Source organism: Enterococcus cecorum, assembly GCF_052119425.1.
GTDB classification, from domain to species: domain Bacteria; phylum Bacillota; class Bacilli; order Lactobacillales; family Enterococcaceae; genus Enterococcus_E; species Enterococcus_E cecorum_C.
Genome location: NZ_JBQKFH010000042.1, coordinates 1 through 17,587, shown reverse-complemented (window position 1 = coordinate 17,587; position 17,587 = coordinate 1). Strand labels below are relative to the sequence as shown.

16 protein-coding genes are annotated in these 17,587 nt (G+C 35.5%); 11 read left to right on the top strand and 5 right to left on the bottom strand.

Annotated elements, in window-relative coordinates:
* Window positions 1-115 precede the first annotated feature (115 nt).
* Window positions 116-1,120, bottom strand: a complete 1,005-nt coding sequence (gene trpS, locus ACTQZM_RS09980) for a tryptophan--tRNA ligase (protein ID WP_016252191.1) — start codon at window positions 1,118-1,120, stop codon at window positions 116-118.
* A gap of 200 nt (window positions 1,121-1,320) precedes the next feature.
* Here trpS and racE point away from each other — a divergent pair, with 200 nt between their 5' ends.
* The 4 genes from racE to cbpB are packed head-to-tail and all read left to right on the top strand — an operon-like array spanning window position 1,321 to window position 4,506.
* Window positions 1,321-2,124, top strand: a complete 804-nt coding sequence (gene racE / locus ACTQZM_RS09975) for a glutamate racemase (protein ID WP_248624334.1) — start codon at window positions 1,321-1,323, stop codon at window positions 2,122-2,124.
* A 13-nt stretch (window positions 2,125-2,137) separates the two neighbouring features.
* Entirely contained in the window at window positions 2,138-3,481 is a 1,344-nt protein-coding gene (gene rph, locus ACTQZM_RS09970; protein ID WP_441653678.1) for a ribonuclease PH, read from the top strand.
* Between the two features lie 15 nt (window positions 3,482-3,496).
* Window positions 3,497-4,009, top strand: a complete 513-nt coding sequence (locus tag ACTQZM_RS09965; RefSeq protein ID WP_047342536.1) for a metallophosphoesterase — start codon at window positions 3,497-3,499, stop codon at window positions 4,007-4,009.
* Window positions 4,010-4,020: 11 nt separating this feature from the next.
* On the top strand, window positions 4,021-4,506 hold the full coding sequence (cbpB, locus tag ACTQZM_RS09960) for a cyclic-di-AMP-binding protein CbpB (protein WP_016252195.1): 486 nt from the start codon (window positions 4,021-4,023) through the stop codon (window positions 4,504-4,506).
* Between the two features lie 47 nt (window positions 4,507-4,553).
* On the opposite strand, the gene ACTQZM_RS09955 is transcribed toward cbpB, so the two are convergent.
* Together ACTQZM_RS09955 and fabI are read right to left on the bottom strand one after the other, a co-directional pair.
* A complete protein-coding gene (locus ACTQZM_RS09955) occupies window positions 4,554-5,444 on the bottom strand; it encodes a mechanosensitive ion channel family protein (protein WP_441653677.1) in 891 nt (296 codons plus the stop codon).
* Between the two features lie 86 nt (window positions 5,445-5,530).
* Window positions 5,531-6,286 carry an enoyl-ACP reductase FabI gene (gene fabI, locus ACTQZM_RS09950; RefSeq protein ID WP_248624330.1) on the bottom strand — a complete coding sequence of 252 codons (756 nt, stop codon included), beginning with the start codon at window positions 6,284-6,286 and terminating at the stop codon, window positions 5,531-5,533.
* A gap of 186 nt (window positions 6,287-6,472) precedes the next feature.
* Between fabI and fabZ the strand changes: the two genes are divergently transcribed.
* Window positions 6,473-6,913 carry a 3-hydroxyacyl-ACP dehydratase FabZ gene (gene fabZ / locus ACTQZM_RS09945; RefSeq protein ID WP_441653676.1) on the top strand — a complete coding sequence of 147 codons (441 nt, stop codon included), beginning with the start codon at window positions 6,473-6,475 and terminating at the stop codon, window positions 6,911-6,913.
* A 26-nt stretch (window positions 6,914-6,939) separates the two neighbouring features.
* Here fabZ and ACTQZM_RS09940 read toward each other — a convergent pair whose 3' ends face one another.
* Window positions 6,940-7,683, bottom strand: coding sequence for a peptidylprolyl isomerase (locus ACTQZM_RS09940; RefSeq protein WP_171300877.1), 744 nt, complete (start codon window positions 7,681-7,683; stop codon window positions 6,940-6,942).
* 192 nt (window positions 7,684-7,875) lie between these two features.
* Here ACTQZM_RS09940 and obgE point away from each other — a divergent pair, with 192 nt between their 5' ends.
* The 6 genes from obgE (at window position 7,876) to xerS (ending at window position 15,404) form a co-directional block, all read left to right on the top strand.
* Window positions 7,876-9,189, top strand: coding sequence for a GTPase ObgE (obgE, locus tag ACTQZM_RS09935; protein WP_441653675.1), 1,314 nt, complete (start codon window positions 7,876-7,878; stop codon window positions 9,187-9,189).
* A gap of 138 nt (window positions 9,190-9,327) precedes the next feature.
* A complete protein-coding gene (rnz, locus tag ACTQZM_RS09930) occupies window positions 9,328-10,269 on the top strand; it encodes a ribonuclease Z (protein ID WP_018345245.1) in 942 nt (313 codons plus the stop codon).
* A gap of 16 nt (window positions 10,270-10,285) precedes the next feature.
* Window positions 10,286-11,077 carry an SDR family NAD(P)-dependent oxidoreductase gene (locus ACTQZM_RS09925; RefSeq protein ID WP_441653674.1) on the top strand — a complete coding sequence of 264 codons (792 nt, stop codon included), beginning with the start codon at window positions 10,286-10,288 and terminating at the stop codon, window positions 11,075-11,077.
* A gap of 73 nt (window positions 11,078-11,150) precedes the next feature.
* Window positions 11,151-13,460, top strand: a complete 2,310-nt coding sequence (gene recJ, locus ACTQZM_RS09920; RefSeq protein ID WP_441653673.1) for a single-stranded-DNA-specific exonuclease RecJ — start codon at window positions 11,151-11,153, stop codon at window positions 13,458-13,460.
* 1 nt (window position 13,461) lies between these two features.
* Entirely contained in the window at window positions 13,462-13,974 is a 513-nt protein-coding gene (locus tag ACTQZM_RS09915) for an adenine phosphoribosyltransferase (RefSeq protein ID WP_016252216.1), read from the top strand.
* A gap of 308 nt (window positions 13,975-14,282) precedes the next feature.
* Entirely contained in the window at window positions 14,283-15,404 is a 1,122-nt protein-coding gene (xerS, locus tag ACTQZM_RS09910; protein WP_441653672.1) for a tyrosine recombinase XerS, read from the top strand.
* A gap of 50 nt (window positions 15,405-15,454) precedes the next feature.
* On the opposite strand, the gene ACTQZM_RS09905 is transcribed toward xerS, so the two are convergent.
* Window positions 15,455-17,146 (bottom strand): aryl-sulfate sulfotransferase, encoded by a 1,692-nt coding sequence (locus tag ACTQZM_RS09905; RefSeq protein ID WP_441653679.1) that lies wholly within the window; start codon window positions 17,144-17,146, stop codon window positions 15,455-15,457.
* Window positions 17,147-17,587: the final 441 nt, after the last annotated feature.

Below are 17,587 nucleotides of genomic sequence, written 5' to 3'. Positions count from 1 at the left end.
TATAGGGGGAAAATCCTCTATATTTCATCCAAAAAATCCAAAAATCGAAGGCATCTTTCACGGGTGCCTTCGATTTTTGGATTCAAAAGGGACTAATGGGTCAGCCCCAAATCGATTAAAAATATTGAATACCCATCGCTTTTTTCACATCATCAAGGGTTGCAGCTGCTACTTTTTCAGCTTGTAAGCTACCTTGTCGCAACATTTCCATCACAGCTTGCGGGTCTTTGGCAAACTCTAAACGACGGGCACGAATTGGAGCTAATTCAGCTTCTAATACATCGATTAAGTAGCGTTTAATTTTCACATCACCAAGTCCACCACGACGATAATGTTCTTTTAGCTCTTCAATATAGGCTTTATCTTTGCCAAATACATCAAGATAAGTAAAGACCATATTTCCTTCAACTTGCCCAGGATCTTCAACGTGAATATGATTTGGATCAGTGTACATAGACATCACTTTTTTCTTAATCGTATCCGCATCATCAGCCAAGTAAATACCATTATTTAAAGACTTACTCATCTTACCATTGCCATCGATACCTGGTAAACGACCCATTCCTTTTTCAGGTAAAACAGCTTTAGGTTCGACTAAAACTTCACCATAAGTACTATTAAAGGTATGAACAATTTCTTGTGTTTGTTCTAACATTGGTTTTTGGTCTTCACCAACGGGTACTAGATTTGCCTTGAAAGCCGTAATATCAGCCGCTTGGGAGATAGGGTAAACAAAAAATCCAGTTGGAACACTTTCGCCAAATTTCTTTTGTTCAATTTCACTCTTAACGGTAGGATTACGTTTCACGCGCGCAACCGTAACCAAATTCATGTAATACATCATCAATTCAGCTAATTGAGGAATTTGTGACTGAATAAATAATGTTGAACGTTTTGGATCTAAACCAACCGCTAAATAGTCAAGCGCAACTTCTAATACGTTTTTAGAAACTTTTTCGGGATTTTTAGCATTATCAGTTAAAGCTTGTACATCTGCAATCATGATATTCATTTGATTATTTTCATCAGCTTGCATTTCAACGCGTTTTTTTAAAGAACCAACATAATGCCCTAAATGCAATTGACCTGTTGGACGATCACCAGTTAAAATAATATTCATTGATTTCACCTTTTTCTACTAATTCTCACAAGTTTTATCCTACCTTGTTTTACTAGATTTAGCAACCAGTTTATGGCTTTTTAGTTGCAAAGATTAAAATTTATTTTGGTTTACTAAGATTTCAAGATAATTACTTGCATTCTTAGCGAAAAAAAGCGAAAATATGTATGGATAAAATATAAAAAAAGGAAGTTTATTTTATGATAAATACTGCTCCAATTGGTTTTATTGATTCAGGAGTAGGAGGGCTAACCGTTGTTAAGGAAGCTTTAAAACAACTACCAAATGAGAATATTATTTTTTTAGGAGATAATTTGCGTTGTCCATATGGTCCACGCCCAAAAGAACAAGTCATTGAATTTACTTGGCAAATGACTCGTTTTTTACTAAAACAAAATATTAAGATGCTTGTAATCGCTTGTAATACGGCGACTGCAGCGGCTTTAACCCAAATTAAGGAACAATTAGACATTCCAGTTGTCGGTGTGATTTTACCTGGAACTAGAGCTGCTGTCAAAAATACTAAATCTCAACGAATAGGGATTATCGGTACACAAGGAACCATCCAAAGTGGCAGCTATGAACAAGCCATACTTTCTAAAGTACCGACTGCTCAACCTGTGAGTTTAGCGTGTCCTAGATTTGTTCCGATAGTAGAAAGTAATCAAGCAAATTCAAGTGTGGCAAAAAAAATTGTCGCTCAAACACTACAACCGATGACGAAAAAAAACATCGACACCTTGATTTTAGGATGCACACATTATCCTTTACTACGTCCGATTATTCAAAATGTAATGGGCAAAGAGGTGGTTTTAATCGACTCTGGCGTTGAAACAGTCGGAGAGGTCAGCATGCTTTTAGACTACTTTGATATTGCCAACTCACCGGAAAATACCACACCAACACGTCAATTTTATACAACCGGATCAACACAAAGCTTTAATCAAATTGCTAAAAATTGGTTAAATATTCCTGATATTCAAGCCAAACATATTCATTTATAAAGGGGGAATTTACATGCGTCATGATGGCCGTCAAGTAAATGATTTAAGAAAAATTACGATTCAAACAAATGTCTTTAAACATCCAGAAGGTTCGGTTGTGATTTCTTTTGGAGATACACAAGTCATTTGTTCTGCGACAATTGAAGAAAACGTGCCACCATTTTTACGTGGTAGCGAAACGGGTTGGGTAACTGCTGAATATAGTATGTTACCAAGAGCAACCAATACTAGAAATCGCCGTGAAAGTGCAAAAGGTAAATTATCCGGACGCACAATGGAAATTCAGCGTTTAATTGGTCGGAGTTTGCGTGCGGTGGTTGATTTGGAAAAACTTGGAGAACGTAGCATCATTGTTGATTGTGATGTCATTCAAGCAGACGGAGGGACACGTACAGCAAGTATTACTGGCGCTTTTGTTGCTTTACAATTAGCAATTAATAAACTGATGCAAACAGGGGAGCTAAGCGAAAATCCAATTAAAGAACATCTAGCTGCTATTAGCGTAGGGATTTTAGAAGATGATAGTTACGCCGTTGACTTGGATTACATTGAGGATTCTGCCTGTCAAGTTGATATGAATTTAGTCATGACTGAATCTGGCCGCTTTGTTGAAATTCAAGGGACAGGGGAGGAAGCTACCTTTGATGGCGACCAATTAAATCACTTATTACACTATGGAAAAGAAGCTATCGAATCATTAATTGCTTATCAAAAAGAAGCTTTATATGTACAGAATACAGCCAATGATGCTGTTGCTGATAAAACGATTATGATTGCAACAGGAAATATGGGTAAAGCGAAAGAATTTGAAAAAATGTTTGCTAAAGCGGGCTATCAAATTAAAACCATGAAAGATTTTCCTGAACTACCTGAAGTGCAAGAAACCGGTCAAACTTTTGAAGAAAATGCTCGATTAAAGGCGGAAACAATTGCCAATATCCTTCAATGTCCAGTATTAGCTGATGATTCTGGTTTGACTGTCGATGCACTTGGAGGTATGCCAGGAATTTATTCCGCACGCTTTGCCGGTGAACAAAAGAGTGATGCCTCCAATAATGCCAAATTACTGCATGAATTAACCGATGTAGCAGATGAAAATCGTACAGCGCAATTCCATTGTACCTTGGTCTTTGCTGCGCCACAAAAAGAATCGCTCGTTGTTGAGGGTATTTGGGGCGGACGTATTGCACGAATTCCTAGAGGTGAAAATGGTTTTGGCTATGATCCATTATTTATCGTTGATGGTCTAGAAAAAACATCTGCTGAATTAACACCAGAAGAGAAAAATGAGATTTCACATCGTGGTCAAGCGATGAAAAAATTGGATGGATTATGGCAAGCCTGGTTAGAAGCATAGAGAGGAAGAATGATTATGAAATACCTTGTACTGAGTGATAGCCATCAAGATCGTCAAATTGTAGTCGATGTATTCAAACAATGGAAAGATAAAGTAGATTACGTGATACATTGCGGAGATTCAGAATTGTCTAGTGATGATGAATTATGGAAAGAGATTCATGTCGTAGCTGGAAATTGTGATTACGATAATGGATATGAAGATGTTAAAATCATTACCACATCTGAAGATAAAATCTTAGTCACACACGGTCATCTTTACGGAGTACGAATGGGACTTCAAAAACTTGCTTATTTAGCGGAACAAAGTCATGCTGATATCGTATTGTTTGGACATACCCACTTAATTGGTTGCGAAGTGGTGAATCATCGCCTATACCTAAACCCTGGTAGCATCTTACTACCACGAGGCCCGATTCAACATCGTAGTTTTGCAATTATTGAAAGTACACCAACACATTGGAAGATTCAGTACTACAATCGTGCAAATCAACCAATTGCCGATTTAGCTTTTGAATTTGAAAAATAGGTGGATATGAAATGATTGGTAAACACGTCAAAGAATTATTAACTGAAACAGAAGATACTTTTTTAATCGAAGCTGAAAATGTTGCAACGGTACTTTACACCCATCCATTAGAACATGCACTTTTAGTCCTTACAAATGTGGGCTATTCAAAAATACCCGTATTAGACAGTGAGGATCATTTAGTAGGCTTACTTTCATTAGCAGATATTATGCGCGCAATTAGCGGCTTAACTGGTTTTGATATGAGTCTACTTGAAAGTTTAACGGTTGCTGATGTAATGGAAGTAAATGTCACAACCATTCATCAAAACGAAGGGCTAGAAGTCTTGTTGCGGCGTTTGGTCAATGAACCCTTTTTACCCTATGTAACAGCAGAAAATGTTTTTTTAGGCATTTATACAAGAAAAACGATACTCAAATCTGTCAATCATATGGTACATGAAATTGAAAGTAGATATTATCTAATCGAAAAAAACGAGCAGAAAAAAGCTCAATAAACAAAACCGCACATCACCGATTAATCTTTTGGCGATGTGCGGTTATTTCATTTCGTAATAATTGGTGTATTAGGAATGGTGTAGCCGTTTTGTACTAAGGCGTCAATACAAGCAGTTAAATAGGCTTGCTTAATACTAAATTGTTGGCCATTTGAAACATACATAATACTGCGAATCGCAAAGTTGTTATTTCCTAAATCCACCACACCAAAAATACTTGGTGGCGTCTCAATGACTTCATGATGGACTTGAGAAAATTCTTGATTCACAGTCGCGATAATATGTTTCATTTCCTCAATTCCTTCATTAGGATTAATTCTCACATCAACCAATACTTGCATATTTTCCCGTGAGGTATTACTAATGACAGTAATATTTCGATTTGGAACGTAATGTAGGGTACCATCCGATGATTTTAATTGTAACGTACGTATTCCGACAGACATCACCGTTCCTTCTATCCCTAAAATTGGTAGGCGAATATAGTTCCCTACATCGATTTGTTGTTCCATAATAATAAAGGCACCAGTAATAATATCATTCATAAAACCTTGCGCACCTAGACCAATTGCAATACCAGCAATTCCGGCACCTGCAAGTAAAGAACCAATTGGAAAGCCCAGAACCGATAATAAACTATAAACATAAAAGAAACCTAGTGTATACTGAATGATATTATGCATCAATGTTTTAATGGTGTTTAAGCGGCTTTCATTCATGCTATAGCGTTTGGCATATTGTTTATAGACACGATCAAGTAAAAAGAAACTCAAACGCTGAAGGATAAAGAATAAAAGGGTGAGTAAAACCACACCAATTGCTTTATCAACAATTGTATTAATAATATTCTCCCAATTAATATTATGCCACCAACGTTGCAAGGCATTTAATTGTTTTTCTGTTGTTTCTGCTACAGATCCATTATTCGTAGCTAACATAAAATCCCTCCTTTAAAATAATTGTATCATAACAAAGTAAAAATCAAAAGAAAGGGAAGGTGAAGAACAAAGTTTACATAATACCATTACGATAGATGGACTCCTTTATCAACAAATATAACTTCGCCAATAATGCCACTTGAAAGGGGACTAATTAAAAAAGCACATACATTGCCGACTTCTTCAATGGTGACACCCACATTATCCGGTGTACGATCTTCTGACAATTGTAATAGTTTTTGATAATCTTTGACACCCGTTACAGCAAGTGTTTTAATTGCACCAGCTGAAATAGCATTGACCCTGATTTTTTCAGGAGATAATTCCGCTGCAAGATAACGTACAGACGATTCTAAAGCCGCTTTGGCAATCCCCATCATATTATAATTTGGTACTGCACGCTCAGCCCCTAAGTATGTTAAGGTTACAATCCCGCTATTTTCAGCAAGGATAGGTTTAGCATATTTCGTAACAGCAATGAAAGAATAACTGCTAATGTCTTGTGCTAATGCATAACCTTGACGCGAAATTTCTGTTACTTTTCCTTGTAAATCTTCTTTATTCGCATAGGCAATCGCATGAACCACACCGTGAATTTCACCAGCATAGGATTTGATTTGTTCAAAGGCAGATTGAATGGATTGATCATCAGCGACATCACACTCAACCATGAAAGGCTCTTCTCCAACTAATTTGACCAATGATTTAGCCATTCGTTCATTTTGATAAGTATATATGACTTCAGCACCTTGTTGAATCAGCGCTTGAGCACAACCCCAGGCGATACTTTTTTTATTGGCTACACCCATAACCACAATTTTTTTACCAGTTAAAAAACTCATAATATTTCTCCTTTATTGTCATCAATTGAAATTTTCATTTATGATTTCTTATTATTATCTAAATTCTTTTGATTGTCAAACTATTTTTAATTAAAATATAGATATTCTAAATTTAAGTTGCAATATAATCAAAAATATGATAGTTTGATAACCAAAGTAAATTACACAAAAAATGAGGTTGATAATATGGCAAAATATATGACTGAAACAGAAGTAATGGATTTAATTCCCAATCGTTTTCCAATTATTTATATTGATTATGTAGATGAAATGATTGATGGTAAGAAAATTATCGCAACCAAAAATGTCACGATCAATGAAGATTTCTTTCAAGGACATTTTCCTGGAAATCCGGTAATGCCAGGTGCACTTATTATCGAAACATTAGCTCAAGCTGGCTCAATTCTTATTTTGAAATCAAGCCAATTTCAAGGAAGAACTGCTTATATTGGTGGTATCAATAAAGCAAAATTCCGACAAAAAGTAACTCCAGGCGATGTCTTGAAATTAAGTTTTGAAATTACGAAATTAAAGGGTTCTGTTGGTACAGCCGACGCCATAGCAACCGTAGATGGTAAAAAAGTCGCTGAATGTGAGTTTACCTTTATCGTGGGTGATCAAAGGTAAAAAATAAGAGTGGGTAAGTCCCACTCTTATTTTGCTTCTTGGATAATATTGATTTTTTCTACTTTTACAGGATCAACAGGTGTAGATTTTTCGCCTGTTTCACTTGTTTTAACTTCCGCTTTTGCAATTTTGTCAACAACATCCATACCTTCAATTACTTGACCAAACACTGTATAATTGCCATCTAATTGTGGTGTGCCACCTTTTTTATAGGCTTCGATAATTTTTTCTGGATAATATTGAATCGCTAAACCATCTGAAACATCTTGATCATTTTGGACGATATAAAATTGACTACCTTGACTGTCTAAAGCTTGACTTCTCGCCATCGCTAAAGCACCTCGAATATGGTAAAGTCGATTAGAGATTTCTACCTTAAAGCCTTTTTTCCAAATACTTTCGCCACCTGTACCATCGCCTTTAGGATCGCCACCTTGAATCATAAACTCATCTATGACACGATGGAATGGGGTGCCGTTATAATAGCCATCTTTTGCGTGCGTCATAAAGTTTTCAACAGCTTTAGGGGCAATCTCAGGGAATAACTTTGCTTTAATATTTCCTTGAGTCGTTACGATTTCAACTACATCTTCATTTTCTTTTACGTTTGTCTCTAATTGAGGTAAGTCCAAAGCATTTAAGTCGACTTTTTTTGATGAAGTTGTCGTTTCTGCTTTTGTTGAAGTAGTTGTGGTTGTTTGCTTACCTGAACTACAAGCACCTAATAAAAAGGTACAAGTTAATAAGGTTAATAGCGTTAATTTTTTCATGATTGTTGTTGCTCCTTTAAATTTTGACTTAACGTGATAAATTATACTAAATAATAGACAATATTCCAATGAACTTTCTGTGAATTCGTTAATATTTTCGTCTTTTGGAATAAAAAGAATAGACAAAGATTTTTTTGCTAGGTACAATAAAGTAGAGTTGCAAACTGTAATAGAATTGGAGTGATAGATAAAATGTCCATGTTTTTGGATCAAGTAACAATTGATGTTAAAGCAGGTAAAGGTGGCGATGGGATGGTTGCCTTTCGTCGTGAAAAATATGTGCCTGATGGTGGACCCGCTGGTGGCGATGGTGGCCGTGGCGGAAATGTGGTTTTAATCGTGGATGAAGGTCTTAGAACATTAATGGATTTTCGTTTTAACCGACATTTTAAAGCGCAACCTGGTGAAAATGGTATGAGTAAAGGGATGCATGGCCGTGGCTCTGAAGATTTATATGTGAAAGTTCCTCAAGGTACAACGGTTCGTGATGCTGAAACTGGCCGTCTATTAGGAGATTTAATTGAAAATGGTCAAACGCTTGTTGTAGCAAAAGGGGGACGTGGTGGACGAGGCAATATTCGTTTTGCTTCACCGCGAAATCCTGCACCTGAAATTGCTGAAAATGGTGAACCAGGACAAGAGCGTAAAATCGAATTGGAACTAAAAGTGCTCGCTGATGTTGGATTAGTCGGTTTTCCATCTGTTGGTAAATCTACCTTACTATCGATTATCTCAGCTGCTCGACCTAAAATTGGGGCTTATCACTTCACCACACTTGTTCCTAATTTAGGTATGGTCAACACAAAAGATGGTCGTAGTTTTGTTGCAGCAGACTTACCTGGTTTAATTGAAGGGGCAAGCCAAGGTGTAGGTTTGGGTACGCAATTTTTAAGACACATCGAACGTACGCGTGTCATTTTACATGTGATTGATATGTCTGGAATGGAAGGTCGAGACCCTTATGAAGATTATTTAGCGATTAATCATGAATTAGCTAGCTATAATCTACGTCTGATGGAGCGTCCACAAATTATTGTCGCAAATAAAATGGATATGCCAGAAGCTGAAGAAAATCTAAAAGTTTTTAAAGAAAAATTAGCTAAAGAACAAAAGGATGAATTAGATGAACCAATTCCAGTTTTTCCAATTTCAGGGGTGACTAGAAAGGGAATTGAGGCTTTACTAAGTGCCACTGCTGATTTATTAGAAGTTACACCAGAATTTCTTTTATATGACGAAGAAATTGAAGAAGATGTGGTTCATTATGGATTTACAAAAGACGAACAAGAATTCCAAATTGATCGCGATGATGATGCTTCATGGATTTTATCTGGTGAAAAACTAGAAAAATTATTTAAGATGACAAACTTTGAACATGATGAAACCATTATGCGTTTTGCCCGTCAATTAAGAGCGATGGGTGTTGATGAAGCTTTACGTGCGCGCGGTGCAAAAGATGGCGATATTGTACGCATTGGTAACTTTGAATTTGAATTTGTAGAATAAGCATTGACTGATAGTACTGATTATTTAGTACTATCAGTTTTTTTATAGATTTTGAGATTTTTTCAGTATTTTTATTTTAAATTAAGTTTAAAACTGTTAAAATTAGTGAGTAATTTAATTGATGAAAGTATGGATATTATGGAATTAGAATTTTTAGGTACGGGTGCAGGGGTTCCTGCTAAACATCGTACAGTAACAAGTATAGCTTTAAAACTACTAGATGAGCGAAATGCTGTTTGGCTCTTTGACTGTGGAGAAGGGACACAAATGCAAATTCTCAAAACAGCGATTCGCCCACGAAAAATTGAGAAAATCTTTATCACGCATCTTCATGGGGATCATATTTTTGGATTACCAGGCTTATTGAGTAGTCGTTCTTTTCAAGGTGGAGAAGAAACCCTTGAAATTTATGGACCAAAAGGCATTGAAGAATATGTTCGAACTAGCTTAAATCTATCAAAATCACGTCTAGGTTATCCATTAAAATTCATTGAAGTTCACGATAAAGAAGTGGTTTTTGAGGATAGTCAATTTAAAGTCTATGCCGAAAAATTAGATCATGGTATTTTATCCTATGGTTATCGCATTGAAGAGGCAGATTTTAAAGGAGAATTACAAGTTGAACGCTTAAAAGAATTAGGCATTCAACCTGGTCCAATTTATGGTAAAATTAAAAATGGCGAAACAGTTACTTTGCCAGATGGTCGAATCATTGATGGACATGATTTTATTGGTGAGTCTATCAAGGGAAGAATCATCACAATTTTAGGTGATACACGATATACACAGTCTTCTATTGAGTTGGCAAAAGAGGCCGATGTCTTAGTTCACGAAAGTACATTTAATAAATCTGAAGCCAAACTTGCCAAAGCTTATTTTCATTCAACTACACACCAAGCAGCTACGGTAGCCAAAAAAGCCAATGTCAAACAATTGATTCTGACACATATTAGTTCAAGATATTTAAACAGCGATTTATCTGCATTGGCTAAAGAAGCACAAGAAATTTTTGAAAATACTACTGTCGCAAAAGATTTAGCTGTTTATAATATTCCAATGAAAAAAGTCAAAAAATCTTAAATAAGGAGTCTTTCTTATGCAGAATTTAACAAATAAAGTCGTATTAGTCACTGGTGCTTCTTCAGGTTTAGGGGAGCAAATTTGTTATCAAGCCGCAAAACAAGGGGCAATCATTATCGCCTGTGCTCGTAGCGTAGATAAATTACAACAAGTCAAAGAAAGATGCGAGGAGCTTAGTCAAAATCATTGCTATGCGTTTAAAGTAGATATGTCTGATGCTCAAAGTATCGAGTATTTAGTTCAAGCTATTTATGCCAATGAAAAAAATATTGATGTCTTAGTAAACTGTGCTGGCTTTGGTTATTTTGAAGATTTCATTGATTTTGATATGAATCAAGCAAGACAAATGTTTGAAGTAAATATTTTAGGAATGATGCTTTTAACGCAAAAAATTGCAGCAAAGATGGTTTTGCGTCAATCAGGTCATATCATTAATATTGCTTCCATGGCTGGTAAAATGGCCACTCCTAAATCAACAATTTATTCTGCTACAAAATTCGCGGTAATTGGTTTTTCGAATGCCTTACGTCTAGAATTAAAACCTTTTGGCATCCATGTTACAACGGTCAATCCTGGACCAATTGAAACCAACTTCTTTAATATTGCCGATCCAAATGGTAGTTATTTAGATAAAATTGGGGCGATGGTGTTACAAGCAGATGACCTTGCAAAAGAAATTGTCCAAACTTTTGGTAAAAACAAGCGTGAAATTAACCGTCCACGATTGATGAATACGGCAGCCTTTTTCTATCAAGTATTTCCAACGATTGGTGATTATCTAGCAGGTGGTATTTTTAACAAAAAATAATTTTCTTAAGCTACTATCCAGCGATTTTTGATAGTAGCTTATTCATTGAAAAATATAGAAAGGACGTTTGATATTGAGAAAATCCACTCATCACTGGGTATATCCAGAAAAAGCAACGATACATACAGCATTTGGCGACATTTTAGCGCAGCAAAATATCCATCCAGTGATTCAAAAGTTACTCGTTCAAAGAAAAATAGATACAGCAGAAAAGCTAAATCAATTTTTAAATCCTAGTATTGAAAATCTATATGATCCATTTTTAATGCACGATATGCAAAAAGCAGTTGAACGTTTACAAATTGCAATTGAAAATGGTGAGTCTATTCTCGTATATGGTGATTATGATGCAGACGGAATCACAAGTACCTCGGTCATTGTCGAGACTTTAGAAATGCTTGGTGCAAATGTCAGCTATTATTTACCCAATCGTTTTAAAGACGGTTATGGGCCAAATGTCGATGTTTATCGGCAAAAAATTGAAGAAGGTATCGAATTAATTTTAACAGTTGATAATGGGGTTGCTGGTCATGAAGCCATTGATTATGCCAATCAGCAGGGGATAGATGTCATAGTAACCGATCACCACGAATTACCTGAACAACTTCCTGATGCATTTGCCATTGTTCACCCTAGACACCCTGAAGGCAATTATCCTTTTGGTGAATTGGCTGGAGTAGGGGTTGCATTTAAATTAGCCTGCGCCTTAATTGAAGAGGTGCCTTATGAATTATTGGAGCTAGTTGCAATTGGTACGGTAGCTGATATGGTTTCTCTAACTGATGAAAATCGTATTTTTGTACGCTTAGGTCTAGAAATGATGAAACAAACGCAAAGAATCGGGTTAAAAACCTTAATGGAAGTCAGTGAAGTCAATCCTAAAGAATTAGATGAACAAACAATTGGCTTTGCACTTGCTCCAAGATTGAATGCATTAGGTAGACTGGATGACCCTAATCCAGCGGTTCAATTGATGCTGACTTTTGATGAGGAAGAGGCCTATCAATTAGCCAAACAAATTGATTTATGGAACCAAAAAAGAAAAGATTTAGTCGATGAAATCACCAGTCAAGCTAGAGAAAAAATAAATCCCGAGAATTATGTTCATGTGATTGCTGGACAAGATTGGCATGAAGGTGTGCTTGGTATTGTAGCTGGTAGAATTTTAAAAGAAACTGGAAAACCGACCATCGTGCTTTCTATTAACGAAAATAATCAGGCAAAAGGATCCGGCCGAAGTGTAGAAAGCTTCAACCTTTTTGAAAGTATGGGACAAGTCAGAGAGATATTTGAAAAATTTGGTGGTCATCATTCTGCTGTGGGACTGACTCTCAAAATAGAAAATATTGCTAAATTACAAGATCATTTGAATCAAGCGGCATTGAGTCAGCATTTAACTTTTGCTGAAGGTTTACCACTTCAAATTGACGAAATCATTGAGATAAGTGAAGTTAGTGTGTCTTTAATTGAACAGTTTAAAGTCTTGGCACCATTTGGAATGGATAACCCTAGACCAAACTTCCTAATTAAAAATGTCAAAGTATCCCAGAAAAGGGCAATCGGTGCAAATCAGAATCACTTAAAACTAGTTGTGAATGACGAAAACAATCATCAATTAGATGTCGTCGGTTTCAATCAAGGCATGTACATTGATGAATTAGGCAATGAAAATATTAATCTGGTGGGGCAACTAAGTATCAATGAATGGAACGGCAATACTTCTTGTCAATTAATGCTCAGTGATTTTTCGATTGACGATTTACAGGTATTTGATTATCGTCCCAAAAAATTCTATCGTCAATTGAACTTTGATTTACCAACTTTATATATCGCAAGTTTCGAAAAAAATCGAAAAAACTTCCAAAAAATTCTAGACAAGCCGATTTATTTAGTGGATGAAATCAATGAAATGACAGATGTTATAAATTATCAACAAATTGTATTTTTGGATTGTCCATTAAAAGCCGAGGATTACCTTAAAATTTATCAACAATTCTCAGTTAGTCGCGTCTATTTCGTATGCTATACTCATGAAGATGCTTATGTAGATGGTGTCGGTAGCAAAGAACAATTTGCAAAATTATTCAAGTTTATCCAACAGCAAAAACGTATAGATGTCCGCTATAAGCTTGATTTAGTCGAAAAGTATCTCAAAATCCCAAAAAAATTATTAATTTTCATGATTCAGGTGTTTTTTGACTTAAAATTTGTTAAAATAGAAGATGGCGTGTTAAGTTATATCGAAAATCCACCAAAACATAGCTTAACAGAAAGTCAAACTTATCAAAATAGATTACAAAAGATTAAAACAGAAGAATTTTTCTTGCTGTCAAATCTGGAGACATTAAAGAATTGGTTAATCCATTCGCAGGAGGAACATTAATATGAATTTGAAAGATTACATTGCTAGTATTCCAAACTATCCATCTGAAGGTATTATTTTCCGTGATATTTCACCTTTAATGGCTGATGGTGAAGCTTACCGTGTAGCAACTCACGAAATCGTTGAATACGCAAAAGAAAAACAAATCGATATGGTTGTTGGACCAGAAGCACGAGGATTCATCGTTGGTTGTCCAGTGGCTTATGAATTAGGTGTTGGTTTTGCCCCTGTACGTAAAAAAGGAAAATTACCTCGTAAGACCATCGAAGTCACTTATGATTTAGAATACGGTACAGATACTTTAACGATTCATGAAGATGCAATTAAACCTGGTCAACGCGTACTTATCTGTGATGACTTATTAGCAACTGGTGGTACGATTAAAGCTACTATTGATCTTGTAGAACAACTTGGTGGTGTTGTTGCTGGTTGTGCCTTCTTAATCGAATTAAATGACTTACATGGTCGTGATAAAATTAAAGATTATGACATCATCACTTTAATGGATTACTAAAATCTTTTAAAAGTCATCAGCAGTTCAATCATTGAGCTGCTGATTTTTTTGTATTAACGCTTAATGATGAACGACTCACACATAAGCCTCTTAAAGTAAAATATTGATATAAGGGGATTTGCTTTCTATTAAAAGATATGCTAATATAGTTTTATAGAAAATCACTGTTTTCTGTAAACCATAAAAGAGTAAATTTGCTACTATATATCAAAAGACATCCTCTATCGGTTTTTAGTCTTTTAATCGTCACTTCGATAATGACAATATATTAAAGATTTTTAGAAAGTTTTAGAAAGGATTTAGATATCATGCAAGCCACGCAAGCAGCAGCTAAAGCCAAAGTATTGGAAAACTTACCAGAATATCCGGATTTTGCTCAAGAGTATTTTCAAAAGAAGATTGAAGAAGAATATTCATCCGTCACATTGTTCGAATATCAAAAAGAAATGAAACGTTTTTTAGAATGGCTTATTCGTGAAGGCTATTCAAAAGCAACATTAATGAAAGATATTCAAATTGCTGAATTAGATGTGTTGACCGAAAAAGATTTGAGCTTATACAAACGTGAACTTCAAAATCGCAAAAAAAATGTTTCAAAAGAAAAACAATCGTTATATGAAGAGTCTGGAGATGAGTTACCTGGCTTATCAAAAAGTACCATCAAACGCAGTCTGACAGCTTTACGATCACTCTTTAATTTTTTATCAACTACGATTAATGATGAAACCAACAAACCTTATTTATCTTCTAATCAAATGCAAGGCGTCAAAAATGTGAATGATTCGGTTAAAATGAGTGTCCGTACTAAAAAAATGGAACCTATGATTTTCTTTGATAATGAAGGTCTGGCTTTTCTACAATTTATTGATCATCAGTATGAAGAACTACTCACTACCCGTCAAGCCATTGCTGCATTTGAAAAAAATAAAATTCGTGACTTGGCAATCTTGGCATTATTTTTGGGAACTGGTATCCGTTTATCTGAATTGGTCAACATTAATCTACGCGACATGGAATTAACGGACGAATCTATGCATATTCGGGTTATCAGAAAAGGTGGACAAATGGACTGGGTTACTGTAGCCTCTCCGATGATTTCTTACATTACCGACTATCTAAATACTCGCCAAACTACTTATCAAATTACAGAAAATGTCCAACCCCTCTTCTTATCAACTTATGGAGGTGCAGCTAAACGCCTAAAAGCGAATGCGATTGAAAAAATGGTTGATAAGTACTCTAAAGCCTATAATAAGCGGACCACTCCACATAAACTTAGACACTCCGTTGGTACTCAAATTTATCGAAAAACCGGCTCAATTGTTACCACTGCACAATTGCTAGGTCAAAACAATACCAACTCAACTAGTATCTATACCCACATTGGTGCCAAAGAACAAGTCAACATCATGAATCATTTATACGATTAACTAAAAAACCAGCCATCATTGATTAGATTAGCTTTGATGGCTGATTGATTTTAATCAAAATAATAGTTTTTAAAATCATATTTATAGACACGATATAAATATTTTGTATCCGTTTTTTGTGTAAACCGTTGAATCAATTTACCTGCATTCGTATATTCTGCAAAAGTAGCTTGTTGACCTGAATCAACAATAATATGATTTTGATAATTCTGGACACTTGACACATAAGCGGAATAAGAAACATCAAAACTCTCCACCAGTTTGTAAGAGTGTGTCTTTTCATCTACCAAATATTTCATATATTTAGAGGTTTTCCCTGCTGTCTTATCTGCAATTTCCGCTAAAGATATATCAGTCCGCGAATCCATAATAGTTGAATTATTATTAAAAAAGCTCAAATAATATTGGCCAGCTGATAAATCTTCTGCTGTCTCATACGTAATTGAATGTTGTCCATATTGAGAAGTAAAACTACCTTCTTTTTCTAGCAATAATTGGCCGCACTCTCCTACTCCCTGCCAAATTGCTTCATCCCCCATCATATATTCTACTTGATAGATGCCTTGCTCATCTGGTTTCAAGGCAAGAATAGTCGAAGTTTCCCGAGAGCTGACCAAGAGTTGCTGATTATCTGTTAATTGAAGGCTATTGATATGAACAGGATCTAAATACCCTTTATTGTTGCTATGTTCTTCAATTCCTGTTGCTTTTTGATATAAATCAGGTAAAAGTTCTTCAAAATTAGCAATCTCAGTGACTTCTTGCGTGGATAAATCAATAGTTATGATGCGATCTTCTACATAGCCCGCTTGTTTTTTAGCAGTTTTACTTGTTGCTAAAGCTATCAATTGATTCTTATCATTCAATATGTAATCATGATGTAAAAGATAGTCGGTATTTGCTAAATCAAGAACTTGTTTAACTTGCCCTAACGCATTGAGCTTTACAATTTTTGAATCTGAGACAGCCATAAACATTTCTTGCTGATTATTAAAAACTAAGCGCATGGAATTATAATTAACAATCGGCATTTCTGCACGAATATACCCATCGTTATCGACTAAATAGGTTGCTTTTTCGCCAGCTTGATTTCCAATTACTGCAAATAGACCCTCACTCAAACTTTCATCACTTTCTTGTTTTGACAATTGATAGTTCATTTCAGAGGTTGTACTTAGTTTAGGTGGCGTGTAATGAAACTGTATTTGCTTCTGTTGACCATCTTGAGTAGTCGCAGTCAAGGTAATAAGATTATCAACATCTGGAATACAGCCAATGATTTGATACTGATGACTCGTCGCATATTCTTCATTTTGTTTCAAATTTTTTTCAAACGATGGATATCCTTGGGCATCAATACGATAAGAAATTTTTACTGCTTCATCTGTTGAAAAGGCCAAATATAAGCCAGTGGTATTGGTTAAAAATGGATTTGATACAATCAGCGGTTGCGTAAAGGTTGCTATTTGCGATTCAATCAATTGTAATAATTGCTCTTGAATTTTTTCCTGTGTCGCGAATTGATAGACATCCGCCACTTTTTCAATATCCAAATCGCTATAATCTAAAACACGAATATTTGAGCCGGTAGATGAAGTCAAACGATCTACTAAATTACTTTGCGTTGTCTGTGCCATTTTCACAGTTTCTGATGAGCGATGTTTTTGAATGATATCATAGCTAGTTATCGTTCCTACAACTAGGAATAAGCTAATAGCCACTATAGAAAGCTTTCGTGACACTTTCAAGCGAATCTTCCTCTCTATTTTTGATAACTCTATTGAATCATTTTAAACTTAAGCGTAACTTAAAACGGTATTCGAAGGGTAGCTACATCACATCTAAGCCGGCCTGACTAGGAAAATCTTAAAACACGATGGATTTTCCTGTCATTCCGGACAAACTTAGCTGCGCGTAGCTGTTCGCCTCTTCTCATAACCTGGATAAAAACGGGGCTGACCCATTAGTCTCTAATAAAAAATGAGTATATAAATAATCCGAACGTTCATTGTTGATTTTATGAGTAATCAAGTTGAACATTCGGATTTTCTTTGTCTTTTATTAATTATTTAGTAAGCGCCCAATAACGAGGTATATTGAAAATCTCCAAAGTCACTCGACTCTGGAGATTCTTTTTTTTATTTACAATTTGCTTGTACAGTTTCTGACCATGGCAAATAAGC

Coding starts and splice junctions, on each gene's coding strand:
- ACTQZM_RS09915 (WP_016252216.1), top strand. CDS start 13,462: ATGAATTTGAAAGATTACATTGCTAGTATTCCAAACTATCCATCTGAA.
- ACTQZM_RS09955 (WP_441653677.1), bottom strand. CDS start 5,444: ATGTTAGCTACGAATAATGGATCTGTAGCAGAAACAACAGAAAAACAA.
- rnz (WP_018345245.1), top strand. CDS start 9,328: ATGGAATTAGAATTTTTAGGTACGGGTGCAGGGGTTCCTGCTAAACAT.
- trpS (WP_016252191.1), bottom strand. CDS start 1,120: ATGAATATTATTTTAACTGGTGATCGTCCAACAGGTCAATTGCATTTA.
- xerS (WP_441653672.1), top strand. CDS start 14,283: ATGCAAGCCACGCAAGCAGCAGCTAAAGCCAAAGTATTGGAAAACTTA.
- ACTQZM_RS09940 (WP_171300877.1), bottom strand. CDS start 7,683: ATGAAAAAATTAACGCTATTAACCTTATTAACTTGTACCTTTTTATTA.
- ACTQZM_RS09925 (WP_441653674.1), top strand. CDS start 10,286: ATGCAGAATTTAACAAATAAAGTCGTATTAGTCACTGGTGCTTCTTCA.
- ACTQZM_RS09965 (WP_047342536.1), top strand. CDS start 3,497: ATGAAATACCTTGTACTGAGTGATAGCCATCAAGATCGTCAAATTGTA.
- fabZ (WP_441653676.1), top strand. CDS start 6,473: ATGGCAAAATATATGACTGAAACAGAAGTAATGGATTTAATTCCCAAT.
- cbpB (WP_016252195.1), top strand. CDS start 4,021: ATGATTGGTAAACACGTCAAAGAATTATTAACTGAAACAGAAGATACT.
- obgE (WP_441653675.1), top strand. CDS start 7,876: ATGTCCATGTTTTTGGATCAAGTAACAATTGATGTTAAAGCAGGTAAA.
- racE (WP_248624334.1), top strand. CDS start 1,321: ATGATAAATACTGCTCCAATTGGTTTTATTGATTCAGGAGTAGGAGGG.
- rph (WP_441653678.1), top strand. CDS start 2,138: ATGCGTCATGATGGCCGTCAAGTAAATGATTTAAGAAAAATTACGATT.
- fabI (WP_248624330.1), bottom strand. CDS start 6,286: ATGAGTTTTTTAACTGGTAAAAAAATTGTGGTTATGGGTGTAGCCAAT.